13 protein-coding genes are annotated in these 14,005 nt (G+C 64.5%); 7 read left to right on the top strand and 6 right to left on the bottom strand.

The window, feature by feature from the left end; translation table 11 throughout:
* Positions 1–7: 7 nt before the first annotated feature.
* Positions 8–811 carry a glutamate racemase gene (murI, locus tag RQH62_RS16485; protein WP_311269819.1) on the bottom strand — a complete coding sequence of 268 codons (804 nt, stop codon included), beginning with the start codon at positions 809–811 and terminating at the stop codon, positions 8–10.
* A gap of 100 nt (positions 812–911) precedes the next feature.
* Between murI and RQH62_RS16480 the strand changes: the two genes are divergently transcribed.
* The 5 genes from RQH62_RS16480 (at position 912) to topA (ending at position 6,563) form a co-directional block, all read left to right on the top strand.
* The gene (locus RQH62_RS16480; RefSeq protein ID WP_311269818.1) at positions 912–1,454 is read left to right on the top strand and encodes a sugar O-acetyltransferase; all 543 of its coding nucleotides are present in this window, start codon (positions 912–914) and stop codon (positions 1,452–1,454) included.
* Between the two features lie 71 nt (positions 1,455–1,525).
* Positions 1,526–2,137 (top strand): glycerol-3-phosphate 1-O-acyltransferase PlsY, encoded by a 612-nt coding sequence (gene plsY / locus RQH62_RS16475; RefSeq protein ID WP_311269817.1) that lies wholly within the window; start codon positions 1,526–1,528, stop codon positions 2,135–2,137.
* Positions 2,134–3,216 carry a DNA-processing protein DprA gene (dprA, locus tag RQH62_RS16470; RefSeq protein WP_311269816.1) on the top strand — a complete coding sequence of 361 codons (1,083 nt, stop codon included), beginning with the start codon at positions 2,134–2,136 and terminating at the stop codon, positions 3,214–3,216. The genes plsY and dprA overlap by 4 nt, the downstream gene beginning before the upstream one ends.
* Positions 3,213–3,884: a glycerophosphoryl diester phosphodiesterase membrane domain-containing protein gene (locus RQH62_RS16465; protein WP_311269815.1), complete on the top strand. Its 672-nt coding sequence runs from the start codon at positions 3,213–3,215 to the stop codon at positions 3,882–3,884. The genes dprA and RQH62_RS16465 overlap by 4 nt, the downstream gene beginning before the upstream one ends.
* Positions 3,885–3,974: 90 nt before the next feature.
* Entirely contained in the window at positions 3,975–6,563 is a 2,589-nt protein-coding gene (topA, locus tag RQH62_RS16460; protein WP_311269814.1) for a type I DNA topoisomerase, read from the top strand.
* Between the two features lie 9 nt (positions 6,564–6,572).
* On the opposite strand, the gene RQH62_RS16455 is transcribed toward topA, so the two are convergent.
* The 4 genes from RQH62_RS16455 to lepB all read right to left on the bottom strand — a co-directional run bounded on the left by RQH62_RS16455 (position 6,573) and on the right by lepB (position 9,965).
* The gene (locus RQH62_RS16455; RefSeq protein ID WP_311269813.1) at positions 6,573–7,289 is read right to left on the bottom strand and encodes a GGDEF domain-containing protein; all 717 of its coding nucleotides are present in this window, start codon (positions 7,287–7,289) and stop codon (positions 6,573–6,575) included.
* Positions 7,290–7,361: 72 nt separating this feature from the next.
* The gene (era, locus tag RQH62_RS16450) at positions 7,362–8,270 is read right to left on the bottom strand and encodes a GTPase Era (protein WP_311269812.1); all 909 of its coding nucleotides are present in this window, start codon (positions 8,268–8,270) and stop codon (positions 7,362–7,364) included.
* Between the two features lie 190 nt (positions 8,271–8,460).
* Entirely contained in the window at positions 8,461–9,138 is a 678-nt protein-coding gene (gene rnc, locus RQH62_RS16445; protein ID WP_311269842.1) for a ribonuclease III, read from the bottom strand.
* Between the two features lie 2 nt (positions 9,139–9,140).
* Entirely contained in the window at positions 9,141–9,965 is an 825-nt protein-coding gene (gene lepB, locus RQH62_RS16440; protein ID WP_311269811.1) for a signal peptidase I, read from the bottom strand.
* A gap of 175 nt (positions 9,966–10,140) precedes the next feature.
* On the opposite strand from lepB, the gene pgi reads away from it, so the two are divergent.
* Both pgi and gor read left to right on the top strand, forming a co-directional pair.
* Positions 10,141–11,658, top strand: a complete 1,518-nt coding sequence (pgi, locus tag RQH62_RS16435) for a glucose-6-phosphate isomerase (protein WP_311269810.1) — start codon at positions 10,141–10,143, stop codon at positions 11,656–11,658.
* A gap of 174 nt (positions 11,659–11,832) precedes the next feature.
* On the top strand, positions 11,833–13,179 hold the full coding sequence (gene gor / locus RQH62_RS16430) for a glutathione-disulfide reductase (RefSeq protein ID WP_311269809.1): 1,347 nt from the start codon (positions 11,833–11,835) through the stop codon (positions 13,177–13,179).
* A gap of 70 nt (positions 13,180–13,249) precedes the next feature.
* On the opposite strand, the gene RQH62_RS16425 is transcribed toward gor, so the two are convergent.
* On the bottom strand, positions 13,250–13,963 hold the full coding sequence (locus tag RQH62_RS16425; RefSeq protein ID WP_311269841.1) for a 2OG-Fe dioxygenase family protein: 714 nt from the start codon (positions 13,961–13,963) through the stop codon (positions 13,250–13,252).
* Positions 13,964–14,005 lie beyond the last annotated feature (42 nt).

The raw sequence follows: 14,005 nt of genomic DNA, 5'->3' as shown, positions 1-14,005 counted from the left end.
TGCCCCATCACAGCGCTTCGATGCGATCGAGGCCGTAACCGGCAAGGGCTGCGCGCAGGGCTTCCTGCCTTTCATCGACACGGGTGAAGACCGCTATGCCGGGGGCTGGCGTGTCCGGCCAGAGCTGATCCTGCGTCAGATATTGGATGCGCCGGGCGATGCCTTCCCCGCCATGGACGAAGCCGATGGGATGCGGCGCGGCGGCGGCCAGTTCCTGTTCCACCAGCGGAAAATGGGTGCAGGCGAGGACGACCATGTCCATCCGGTCGCCGCCCGGCTGGTCGATCAGGCCAGCCAGCGCCTCGCGGGCGACCTGCGGGTCGAGCGGGTCGCCGCGCAGCTTGGCTTCGGCCAGTTGCACCAGCGCGGCGGAGCCGTGACGCAGCACGGTGCAGTCGGCGCCATGTTCGGCCGCGAGGCGATCGACATAGGGCTGGCGCACGGTGGCGTCGGTACCAAGCACGCCGAAGACGCGATTTTTGGAGAGCAGGGCGGCGGGCTTGATCGCCGGGACGGTGCCGACCACCGGGATATCGAGGGCAGCGCGGACATGCTGGAGCGCGATGGTGGACGCCGTGTTGCAGGCGATGACGGCAAGGCGGGGGCGATAGCGTTCCACCAGCCGGCCGAGCAGCGCGGGCACGCGCGCGGCGATTTCCGCCTCGCTCTTGGTGCCATAGGGGAAGCCGGCGCTGTCGGCGGCGTAGACGATCCGGGCGGTCGGCAATGCTGCGCGGGCGGGGCCGAGGATGGACAGGCCCCCGACGCCGGAATCGAAGAAGAGGATGGGAGCGTCTGGTGCGACCGTCATGGCGGTTCATGTCGCGTCATGGGGTCGGCCTGTCAACGCCCCGCGCTTGCAAATGGGTTTGCGCCGCGCCACTTCGCGGTCGGATTTCAGGGAGGTGACGATGGCCGAGCGCAGCATGAAGCAGACAATGATCGCGGGCGAACCCTATCATGCCAATGATCCGGAGATCATTGCCGATCAACTGGCGGCGGCGGAATGGATGCGGCGGTTCAACGCCACCCTGCCGCTGGAGCGTGAGGGCTTGCTGCGCGAGCGGCTGGGCGCTTTGGGTGCGGGATCGACCATCCGGCCGCCCTTCCATTGCGATTATGGCTTCAACATCTTTCTGGGCGAAGGCGTATTCCTGAACTTCAACTGCGTCATTCTGGACGTCGTGGAGGTGACGATCGGCGATGGCACGCAGATCGGCACGGGCGTTCAGATATTGACCGCCGACCATCCACGCGATGCAGCCGAGCGCGCGACCGGGATCGAATGGGGCAGGCCGATCCACATCGGCCGCAATGTGTGGATTGGCGGCGGGGCGATCATCCTGCCGGGCGTGACGATCGGTAACGATGCCCTGATCGGCGCTGGCAGCGTGGTAACGCGCGATGTGCCAGCAGGCGCGACCGTCGTCGGCAATCCGGCGCGGGTGCGTTAAGCGCCGCATAACCCCATTGCCGCGCGCGCCTGTCACGCTATGGTCGCGCGCAAATAATACTGGCGACTTTCATGACCTCTCCCTGGCTTCTTCCCGCTTTCGTCCTGGCTCTGGGCTATCTGCTCGGCTCCATCCCCTTTGGCCTGATCCTGACCCGCGTCACCGGTGCGGGCGACCTGCGACAGATTGGCTCCGGCAATATCGGCGCGACCAATGTGCTGCGCACCGGGCGCAAGGGGCTGGCAGCGGCGACTTTGCTGCTGGATTTGCTCAAAGGCGTGGCGGCGGTGCTGATCGCTGCGGCGCTGATGGATGGTGGCGGACCGATGGCGGGGGCGATGGCCTTTATCGGCCATTGCTACCCGGTGTGGCTGCGCTTTGCCGGGGGCAAGGGCGTGGCGACGATGATGGGCGTGGTGACGGCGCTCTACTGGCCGGCCGGGATCGTGTTCGCACTGGTGTGGCTGGGCATGTTGTTCGGCACCAAATGGTCGTCGGTCGGCGGCATGTCGGCGGCGATCAGCGCGCCGGTGGCGATGTGGCTGTTCGGGCGCCTCGATCTGGTGCCGGTGTCGCTCGCCATGGCGCTGATCCTGCTGTGGCGGCATCGCGCCAATATCGCGCGGCTGATGAAGGGCGAGGAGCCCAAGATCGGCAAGGCCAAGGGCGCGCCGACGGAATGAGCGAGCGGGAGCGGTTCGACCGGCTGCGGCTTATTCGCTCCCCCCGGATCGGTCCGGTCAGCTATCGGCAATTGCTTGCGCGGTTCGGGACGGCGGGCGAGGCTTTGCGCGCCATTCCCGATCTTGCTGCCCGTGGCGGTGGCAAGGCCAGCGTTGCCGATACCGGCGCGGTGGAGCGGGAGATTGTGGCGTCACGGGCGCTGGGTGCGCGCTACCTGCTGATGGGGGATGCCGATTATCCTGCGCTGCTCGACCAGATGGAAGGCGCGCCGCCGGCGCTGATCGTGCGCGGCGACGGGGCGTTGGCGGCAAGGCCCTGTATCGCGATGGTCGGCGCCCGCAATGCGTCGGCGGCGGCATGCCGCTTCGCGCGCAGTCTGGCGCAGGATCTGGGGCAGCGCGGCGCGGTAGTCGTGTCGGGGCTGGCGCGCGGCATCGATACGGAGGCGCATCGCGGGTCGATCGACACCGGCACGATCGGCGTGATCGCGAGCGGGATCGATGTGGTGTTTCCACCGGAAAATAAGGATTTGCAGGCGCAGGTCGCGGAGCGCGGCCTGCTCGTGACCGAGCATCCGCCGGGTGTCCAGCCGCTCGCGCGCCATTTCCCGGCGCGCAACCGGATCATCGCCGGGCTGGCGCTCGGCACGGTGGTGGTGGAGGCGGCGCCCAAATCTGGGTCACTGATCACCGCGCGGCTGGCCGGCGAGGCGGGGCGCGAGGTGATGGCGGTGCCCGGATCGCCGCTCGATCCGCGGGCGCAGGGGTGTAACAGCCTGATCCGCGAGGGCGCTATTCTGGTGCAGAATGGCGCAGATATCATGGAGGCGATCGGCGGCTTCGATCCCCGGATGGTGCGGCAGGGCAGCTTCGATTTCATCGGCGCGCCGGTGTCCAGCGATGTCGCGGAAGAGGAGCGGGCGACGGTGATCGCGCTGCTGGGGCCTGTGGCGGTCGCGGTGGACGAGGTGATCCGCTTGTCCGGCCTGTCGCCGGCGGTAGTGCAGACGGTGCTGCTGGAACTGGAACTGGCGGGCCGGACTGACCGGCATTCAGGGGGAAGGGTTTCTTTGACATGAGCGAATTTGCACGGCCGATCGACATCGGGCGCATTTTGTCCGCTGCATCACATGACATCGGACATGATATCAAGCGCTATGGCGGATTTATCGTGGGGCTCGGGCTGTTGTGCGGTCTGGCCGATACTTACGCACCAAGAGCTGGCAATTTTGCGGGTAACATCGCCCTTTTCTTCATTTCGGTGCTGGCCGTCTATCATACCCTGCAAGCACGACTGACGGATGTGGAGATTTCCCCGCGGTTCGGGGCAGCATTTGGCTTCAGCCTTCTATCCGGACTGGCGATGGTTCTAGGCTTCCTGTGCCTGATCGTGCCGGGGGTCATGCTGTTTACACGGTGGGCGTTGGGCCTGCCTGCCCTGCTTCGCGAGAATCTCAGCGTGTCCGAGGCCATGGGGCGCAGTAGTGCCCTGACGGACGGCAATCGCTGGCGCATATTGGGGATGGCATTGCTGATCTGGATCCCTTTCTTCCTCATCATGGCGCTGATCGGCGGACTGATGGCGGCGTTCGCCGGAGAGGAGAGCCTCGATACCTTGCCATTCAACATATTCGTCAATCTGGTGGCTTGTGGTGCATCCATTTTCAGCTCGGTGTGCTGGACGGAAACCTATCTATCCCTGTCCGGAGAGCAGGAAAACAGCAATTTAACCGAAATTTTTGCGTGAAGTGGCTGGCGCTGCATAGCGCTTGACGCGATAGCGGCAGCACCGCCAGACTCGCGCGTGTACGTGAGGCCATCCAAATCCGGGGCATAAATGCAGCTTGTTATCGTAGAATCGCCGGCCAAGGCGAAGACCATCGAGAAATATCTGGGCGGCGATTTCCATGTCCTCGCCAGCTATGGCCATATCCGCGACCTGCCGGCCAAGGACGGATCGGTCGATCCCGACGACGGCTTTGCCATGTCGTGGGAAAATTATGGCGACAAGGGCAAGCAACTCAAGGCCATTGCCGATGCCTCCAAGCAGGCGACGCGATTGATCCTGGCGACTGACCCTGATCGCGAAGGGGAAGCGATCAGCTGGCATGTGCAGGAAGTGCTGCGCGCCAAGAAGGCGCTGCCGTCGGTCGTGGAGCGGGTGACGTTCAACGCCATCACCAAGGCGGCGGTGCTGGACGCGATGGCCAAGCCCCGCGCGCTGGACGAGGATCTGATCGACGCATACCGGGCGCGCCGCGCGCTCGACTATCTGGTGGGCTTCACCCTGTCGCCGGTGCTGTGGCGCAAGCTGCCCGGCGCCAAGTCGGCGGGCCGCGTGCAGTCGGTCGCGCTGCGGCTGGTGGTCGAGCGCGAGCGCGAGATCGAAAGCTTCACGCCGCAGGAATATTGGTCAGTCGCGGCCGAGATGGAGCAGGGCGGGCAGGGCTTTACCGCGCGCCTCGTCCGCTGGAAGGGCGAAAAGATCGAGCGCCTGACCATCGGCAAGGAAGGCGACGCCATGGCGGCCAAGGCCGATGTGGAGGCAGGGCGCTTCACCGTCGACAAGGTCGAGACGAAGCCGGTCAGCCGCAATCCTCCCGCGCCGTTCACGACGTCGACGCTGCAACAGGAGGCCGCGCGCAAGCTGGGCTTTTCGGCCAGCCATACGATGCGGATCGCGCAGCAGCTCTACGAAGACGGCGCGATCACCTATATGCGAACCGACGGCGTGCAGATGGATGGCAGCGCCATTTCCGCCGCGCGCAAGGCGATCGCGGAACGCTATGACGGCGGTTACCTGCCCGAAAAGCCACGCCAGTATCAGACCAAGGCCAAGAATGCGCAGGAAGCGCATGAAGCCATTCGTCCGACCGAATTCCATCGCGACAAGGTGGGCAGTGGCGACCATGCGCGCCTCTATGACCTGATCTTCAAGCGCGCGCTGGCGAGCCAGATGGCGTCGGCCCGGCTGGAGCGGACGGTGATCGATCTGGTCGACCAGACCGGCAGCCATGCGCTGCGCGCCACCGGGCAGGTGGTCATCTTCCCCGGCTTCCTTGCGCTGTATGAAGAGGGCCGGGACGACAGCGACGACGACGACAGCAAGCTGCTGCCGCGCATGAGCGAAGGGGATGCGCCCGCGAAGAAGAAGGTTACGGCGGACCAGCATTTCACCCAGCCGCCGCCGCGCTATTCGGAAGCATCGCTGGTCAAGCGTCTGGAAGAATTGGGGATCGGGCGACCGTCCACCTATGCCTCGACATTGCAGGTGCTCAAGGACCGCGACTATGTGCGGGTGGAGAAGAACCGCTTCTTCGCCGAAGAGAGCGGGCGGCTGGTGACGGCGTTCCTGGAGCGCTTCTTCGAGCGCTACGTCTCCTACGACTTCACGGCAGGTCTGGAAGACGAACTGGACGATATTTCCGGCGGCCGCGCCCAGTGGCAGGCGGTGCTGGAAGCCTTCTGGCGCGATTTCAAACCCAAGACGGCTGAGATCATGGAGCAGAAGCCGTCCGACATCACGGCGGAGCTGGACAAGTTTCTGGAACCGATGCTGTTCCCGCCCAAGGCGGATGGCAGCAACCCGCGTGCCTGCCCGCTCTGTGCGGATGGGCAGCTTTCCCTTCGGGGTGGCCGGTTCGGGGCGTTCATCGCCTGCTCCAACTATCCCGAGTGCAAATATACCCGCAAGTTCGGTCAGCCGGGCGGCAGCGAAGGCGCCGACACGGGGCCGGAGGTGCTGGGCCAGCATCCCGAAACCGGGCAGGATATCGTGAAGAAATCCGGCCGTTTTGGCCCCTACATCGAGATGGGTGAGGGCAAGGAAGCCAAGCGCGGGTCGATCCCCAAGGATTTGCCGGATGGCGAGATGACGCTGGACTGGGCGATCAAGCTGCTGAGCCTGCCGCGCGAGGTGGGGCTGCACCCGGAAACCGGCAAGCCGATCGTGGCGAATATCGGGCGCTTTGGTCCCTATCTGCTGCATGACGGCAAATATGGGCGGCTGGCGAACACGGCCGAGATTTTCGAAGTCGGCATGAACAGCGCTGTCGTCAAGCTGGCCGAGGCCGCGAACCGGGGCGGCCGGTCGAGCGGTGGACGCGAGCCGCTCAAGGTCTTGGGGGCGCATCCGCGGACCGAGGCCGAGATCAAGCTGATGGAGGGCCGTTACGGCGCCTATGTCACCGACGGCACGACCAATGCGACGCTGCCCAAGACGGTGGACAAGGATCAGCTGACGCTGGAGGAAGCGGCGCAACTGATCGACGCGCGCGCCGCTGCGGCGCCGGCAAAGAAGGGCAAAAAGGCGCCTGCGAAGAAGAAGGCTGCGCCCAAGACGGATTCAGGCGAGAAGAAGCCTGCGGCCAAGAAGGCACCGGCGAAGAAGACTGCACCCAAGAAGAAAGCAGCCGCCGCCGAATAAGCCGAACGTTCAGGCGGCGCGGCGCACCTGGTTGCGACCGCCCGTCTTGGCCGCATACATGGCGAGGTCGGCCAGATGCAGGCTGGCCTCAATCGGGCGGGTCGGGTCGGACGCGCTGAGGCCGATGCTGGCGGTGACACGGACGGTGCCACCGGTCGGTGCGCGAACTCGCAGCGACTGTATGGAAATTCGGACCAGTTCAGCCCGTCGTTCGGCCTGATCCTCGTCACAATCGATCAGGCAGGCGGCAAATTCTTCTCCACCTAGCCGGCCGCACAGGTCCGTGGAGCGCAAGGCTTCGCTGATCGCGGTCGCCACGGCGTGCAGGACGACATCGCCGGTCTGGTGGCCATGATCGTCGTTGAAGCGCTTGAAATGGTCGATGTCGATCAGCAGGTACCAGTTGTCCGGCTGGCCATGGACCTGATCCGCCGCGTCGAAAAAGGCATTGCGGCTGAGCAGGCCAGTCAGCCCGTCAATCTGCGCCAGCCGCGCCAGTTCGGCCACCCGCAATTCCAGTTCATGGCGGAGGCGGCGGTTCTCCTCCCCCTGACGGACGAGCAGGACGCAGACGGGCGTCGAGATGCTGCCCGAACAGAAGATGCCCACGCCGAAATAGCGAAGCGGAATGAACATGCCGGGAATGACCGACACGATGGCCATGATGATGATTGTACCGAAAACGGAGACGCCGACGGCGAACGCGATTTTCTGTTTCGGTCCCATGACACGGGGCCGTAACGAAACAAGGTAAAGAATGAATTTACCTTGCCTGCCTCGCCATCGACTATCCGATCATCATTCTACCCAGTCTAGGCCGATGTCGCGATAGATATTGCGATCATCCTCCCAGCCTTCCTTCACCTTGACGTGGAGGTAGAGGTGGACCTTGACGCCCAGCAGGGTCGCCAGTTCGGCGCGGGCCTTCGACCCGATTTCCTTGAGGCGCTGGCCGCCCTTGCCGAGCACGATGGCGCGCTGCGTCGGGCGGCCGACGAGTATCTGCTGGTGGATTTCAACTGAGCCGTCGTCGCGTTCCTTATACTGCTCGGTGTCCACCGCGGCGGCATAGGGAAGTTCGGCGTGAAGCTGGTGATAGAGCTGCTCGCGGGTGATTTCCGCCGCCAGCATCCGGTCGGTGGCGTCGGACACCTGATCTTCGGGGAAGTGCCACGGCCCTTCCGGCATGGCGTTGGCGAAGGCGGTCTTGAGTTCGGGCAGGCCATCGCCGGTCGCGGCCGACACGAAATAGATTTCGTCGAAACCCAGTTCGTCGTTCAGCTTTTGGGTGTGAACCAGCAACCGTTCCTTGGTGGCAATGTCCACCTTGTTGATGATCAGCCATTTGCGCTCGCTGCGATGCTTGAGCGCTTCGACGATCGGTTCCAGCTTGGGACCAAGGCCCGCCTTGCCGTCGATGACCATCGCGATGAGGTCAGCCCCCTGCGCGCCGCCCCAGGCGGCCTGCACCATGGCGCGATCCAGCCGCCGCTTGGGTGCGAAGACGCCGGGCGTGTCGACCAGCACCAGCTGCGCATCGCCCTCGATCGCGACGCCCATCACGCGGGTGCGCGTGGTCTGCGCCTTGGGGCTGGTGATCGCCACCTTCTGCCCCACCAGCGCGTTGACCAGCGTCGACTTGCCCGCATTGGGCGCGCCGACGATGGCGATGACGCCGCAGCGCTGGCTTTCAAGATTTTCCGTCAACTATAGCTCCGTTCGCGCTGGGCCTTGCTCGCCCAGTAAAAAAATCGTCATGCCAGCGAAGGCTGGCATCTCTCTTTTCTTCCATCCGCTCAGAAGGAAGTGAGATCCCAGCGTGCGCTGGGATGACGGAATGGTCTGTTTGTAGCGCAGCCAGCCCCAAGAAGAAACGGGGTGAGAGGGCCGCCCCTGGTCAACCCGCCAGTTTCTCCAGCAGGGCCTTGGCTGCGGCTGTTTCGGCTTCCTGCTTGGATCCGCCGGTCGCACTTGCCTCGCCGGCACCCTTGATCGACACGGTGACCGTGAAGCGCAGGGCGTGCTGGGGACCAGACCGGTCGGTCAGCGCATATTCGGGCGGCTTGCGCTTGTTGGCGGCGGCCCATTCCTGAAGATAGGATTTGGGGTGACGCGGGGCGCTGGTCTGGGTGTCTACCCGGTCGGCCCAGAGGCGGCGGACGAGCGCGCGCGCCTCTTCCAGTCCGCCTTCCAGATAGAGCGCGCCGATCAGCGCTTCCATGACGTCTCCCAGCACATTGTCGCTGTTGGCGGCGCCATCGTCGCGGGCCTGCTTGCCCAGCACCAGATGCTTGGGGACGCCGGCGTCGCGTGCGACTTCGGCGCAGGTTTCACCCGATACCAGCGCGTTGAAGCGGCGGGAGAGCTTGCCTTCCGGTTCGTCGGTAAAGCGTTCGAACAGCCATTCGCCGATCAGCAGGCCGAGGATACGGTCGCCGAGAAACTCCAGTCGCTCGTAATTTACCGCCTTGGCGCTGCCATGGGTCAGCGCCTGTTCGAAGGTCGCGGGATTTTGCGGCGCGCGGCCGATCAGATCCCTGAGCCAGGCGGGCGTGTCAGAGGCAGAAACGGTCAGCTTCAAAAGCCTTCCCCGATCCGGCTCCAGCGCGCGGCTGTGAACCAGGTCCAGGGCAGCAGCCAGTTGGCGCTACCGTCGGTCGAGAAGACGGAGATCACCGCTTTGCCCACCAGATTTTCTTCGGGGACGAGACCGATGCCGCCGCCTTCGACCGCCGGGAAGCGGCTGTCGGCGCTGCGATCGCGATTGTCGCCCATCATGAACAGCTTGCCTTCGGGCACCAGCACCGCGTCGCGATCATCGGCCGCACCATCGGGCAGCAGGTCGAGGACGTTGTAGCTCTTGCCGCCGGGCAGCGTTTCACGGAACTGCGGGTAGCGGCACTGCTTGCCGCCGTCGGGCGCGGTTTCCTCGAAATCGGGGCGATAGCAAGGGGAAGCGGCGCCTTCCCTGGCGGCGGCATCGACCATGTTGGGCGTCACCGGAATGACGAGGTCGGCCACCTTCTGCTTCGGGATCGCCTGGCCGTTCAGATAGACGGTCCCGCCGCGCACCGCGATCTGGTCACCGGGCAGGCCGATGACGCGCTTGATATAGTCGTTCTTCTGGTTCGGCGGCGCCTTGAACACCACCACGTCGCCCCGTTCGGGCGTGGACGCCAGAATGCGGCCGGGGATTAGCGGGATGCTGAACGGCAGCGAATAGCGCGAATAGCCATAGGGCCATTTGGCCACCAGCAGATAGTCGCCGATCAGCAGACGCGGCTGCATGGATTCCGACGGAATGTTGAACGGCGATATGATGAAGCTGCGCAGGATGAAGACGAACAGCCCGAGCTTGGCGAGAAACCAGAGGAAGTCCCGCGTTTCCGATTTGGCAGTCATGGAGTGTCGTCTGATCCCTTGAGAGAGCCGATAAAGCGGCCGTGCCGGCTTTTGGAGCCTGTGAAGGTGCGCGTCAAGCAGTCCTTGCCGATGCAAAGCGCACCGCTTTGGGCTAAGCATAGGGGGAATCGACCGGTGCAGCGTCGATATCGACCAACGTCATAGAGGATATTGCATGACCAGCCCTGCACAGCCCGGCTCCTTGGCGTCCATCGCCGCGCTTCCGCAAGCAGACCTCAAGTCGATTTTCACGACCGATCCCGACCGCCTGTCCAAGCTGGTGCTGAGCCAGGGACCGATCCGGTTCGACTGGTCCAAGACCCATCTGACCGACGATGTGCTGGCAGGCTTCCTGGCGCTGGCGCAGGAACAGGATTTCGCCGGCTGGCGCGACGCGCTGTTTTCGGGCCAGGCGGTCAACAACAGCGAAGGTCGTGCCGCCGAGCATCCGGCCGAACGGGGCGAGGGCAACGCCGACAGCGTCGCTCACGCCAAGATGCTGCACAACCGGATGCGCGGCCTGATCGACGCGATCGAGGCGGGCGCGCTGGGCGAAGTCCGTCATATCCTGCATATCGGCATTGGCGGGTCGGCGCTTGGCCCCAAGCTGATCGTCGATGCGCTGGATGGCGACGGCGTGCGTTATGATGTGGCGATCGTATCCAATGTGGACGGCACCGCGCTGGAGCGGGCGCTGGAAGGGTTCGATCCGCACACGACCCTGATCGCCATCGCGTCCAAGACCTTCACCACCAGCGAGACGATGCTGAACGCGGCGAGCGCGATCAACTGGATGGTCGAGGCGGGGGTGGACGATCCCTATGGCAAGGTGATCGCGCTGACCGCCGCGCCGGACAAGGCGATGGAATGGGGCGTGGACGAAACCCGCATCCTGCCCTTTGCCGAGAGCGTGGGCGGGCGTTATTCGCTCTGGTCCTCGATCGGCTTTCCGGCCGCGATGGCGCTGGGCTGGGATGCGTTCGAGAGCCTGCTGGAAGGCGCGGCGGCGATGGACCGCCATTTCCGCCTGTCCGCCCCGGCCGCAAATGCGCCGCTGATCGCGGCCTTTGTCGACCAATATTATGCGCGCGTGCTGGGCTATCAGACCCGCGCCCTGTTCGCCTATGACGAGCGGCTGGCGCTGCTGCCTTCCTATCTTCAGCAGTTGGAGATGGAGAGCAACGGCAAGAGCGTGACGCGCGACAATCAGCCGGTCGTGGGGCCGAGCGCGCCGATCACCTGGGGCGGGGTGGGCACCGATGCGCAGCATGCGGTGTTCCAGTTGCTGCATCAGGGCACCGTGGTGTCGCCGGTAGAGTTCATCGCCTCGATCGAGCCGGGCCATGTGCTGGACCCTGCCCATCATCGCGCCCTGCTGGTCAACTGCTTCGCGCAGGGCGCGGCGCTGCTGCGCGGCAAGGAGAATGCGAACGATCCGGCGCGGGCCTATCCCGGCAACCGGCCGTCCACGACGATCCTGCTGGACGACGTGACGCCAGAGGCGCTGGGCGCGCTGATCGCCTTCTACGAGCATCGCACCTTCGCCAATGCGGTGCTGATGGGGATCAACCCGTTCGACCAGTTCGGCGTCGAACTGGGTAAGGAGATCGCCAAGTCGATCGAGGCCAATGGTCCTACGGGCTTCGACCCGTCGACCATGGCGCTGATCGACCTCGCGCTGGGCGGGGAATAATATTTTAACCCGTTCGGTTCGAGTAGGCTTCGAGCGCAGTCGAGAAGGCGTATCGAGAACAGTTTTCGACAAGCTCGAACCGAACGGGGGTAGTGAAAGCAATGGGAAGAAGATTCCCATTTGTAACTCCGCGCCCTAGCCGCCATATCCCGCCTCAATAATCGGAGGCCAGGCATGAGCGAGTTTGATTTCGACCTTTTCGTCATCGGTGCAGGATCGGGCGGCGTGCGCGCGTCTCGTGTCGCGGCGGCGCATGGCGCGAAGGTTGCCGTGGCCGAGGAATTTCGGGTCGGCGGCACCTGCGTCATTCGCGGCTGCGTGCCCAAGAAGTTGCTCATCTATGGAGCGCATTTCGCCGAGGACCTGAAGGACGCCCGCCGCTTCGGCTGGGACGTGCCGGAGTGCGGCTTTGAATGGACCACGCTGCGCGACAATGTGCTGGCCGATGTCGACCGGCTGGAAGGGCTGTATGGCAATACGCTGAGCAGCCACAAGGTCGAGGTGATCCGCGAGCGGGCGACCATCACCGGGCCGCATGGCATCAGGCTGGCGAGCGGGCAGGAGGTGACGGCCAAGGTCATCCTGGTCGCGACCGGCGCCTGGCCGGTGGTGCCGGAAGTGGAGGGCGCCGAACATGGCATCACCAGCAACGAAGTCTTCCATCTGGACGAATGCCCCAAGCGGATCGTGATCGTCGGCGGCGGCTATATCGCCAATGAATTTGCCGGCATCTTCCACCAGTTCGGCAGCCATGTAACCATGGTCAATCGCGGCAGCGACCTGCTGCGCGGTTATGACGCGCAGATCCGCGACCGGCTGCTTCAGATCAGCATGACCAAGGGGATCAATTTCCGCTTCAATGCGAAGATGGAGCGGATCGAGAAGAATGACGATGGCACGCTGTGTGTCCATTTCAAGGATGGCGATCCGGTCGCGGCGGACGTGGTGCTGTTCGCCACCGGGCGCAAGCCGCATGTCGATGGGCTGGGGCTGGAGACAGCCGGGGTCGACCTGACCGAGAAAGGCGCAATCAAGGTTGATGATTATAGCCAGACCAGTTGCGATAGCATCTATGCGGTGGGTGACGTCACCGACCGGCTGCAACTGACTCCGGTGGCGATCCGCGAAGGCCATGCCTTTGCCGACACGGTGTTCGGGGGCAACAAGCGCAAGGTGGATTATAGCTGCGTGCCGTCCGCCGTGTTCAGTCATCCGCCGCTGGCCGGGGTTGGCCTGACCGAGGCGGACGCCAAGAACCAATATGGCACGGTGAAGGTCTATACGTCCGATTTCCGGCCGATGAAGAATGTGCTGGCGGGGCGCGAGGAGCGGGCGCTCTACAAGATGGTGGTGGACGCGACGACCGACAGGGTGGTCGGGCTGCACATGATCGGGCCGGATGCGCCGGAGATATTGCAGGCCGCCGCGATCGCAGTGAAGGCGGGCCTGACCAAGCAGGATTTCGACGACACCGTCGCGCTGCACCCCAGCATGGCGGAGGAGCTGGTTCTTCTTAAATAGGGGCTATTTCCAATATTCCGTTCGCTCAGCCCCGCCCTTCGACAGGCTCAGGGCGAACGGATGTGGGGGGTTAGGCGGTGGCCACGAACGTCACCACCAGCGCGTCGCGCCAGGCGGGGGCGGCGGGATCGACGGAGTGGATTTCCGTGACGCCGTGCAGGATGCGGTGATCGTCGATCAGCATCGTGTCGGCCGGGCCGGTCAGGGTGAATTCGCCCAGCGCCGTGCCGTCCGGCGCACCGATGCGGGTAACGCCTTCGCGGACGTTGCGGCGCTCGACCAGCATCACCAGCACATGATCCACGCCGTCGCGGTGCATGCCTTCGGGCGTGGGGCGGCCATTTTCGTCGGGCTTCGCCTCGATCCGGAACTGGTGCATCTCGACGTGCCATTGGCCTTTGCCGACGGGATCGAAGCTGTCGGCGCAGAAGGCGAAGATCGACTGGAGGACCGGATTGGCGACCGTGGCGTCCTCCACCGGGTCGAACCAGCGCTGCACATCGCCGTTGAGCGGGTTATAGTCGCGGCTCTGATAATGGGGCTGGTGCGGCTTGCGGGTGAAATGGCCCTGTTCCAGCGCGAAAGCGGCGTGGCGGCGGCGGCGGTAGCGGCCGCCATCGGCCATGTAGAGATCGGGGCCGAGATCGTTCCAGCTTTGGGCGAAGGCGGCCCAATCGGGTTCGGCAATGTCCAGCCGGTCGAACATGGTCGCGCCGGACAGGCGGGCATAGCCGTCCCGGCTCAAGGCGTCTTCGATTCTGGAAAGGCTGTCCGTGTCGCTCATCATCATCCTTCTAGTGGAGGCTGAAGACGAGCGACAGGGCCA

It is taken from the genome of Sphingobium sp. WCS2017Hpa-17 (assembly GCF_031843765.1).
GTDB lineage: Bacteria > Pseudomonadota > Alphaproteobacteria > Sphingomonadales > Sphingomonadaceae > Sphingobium.
Note: the sequence above shows the minus strand (reverse complement) of the source record. Positions and strands in the feature narration are given on the sequence as shown.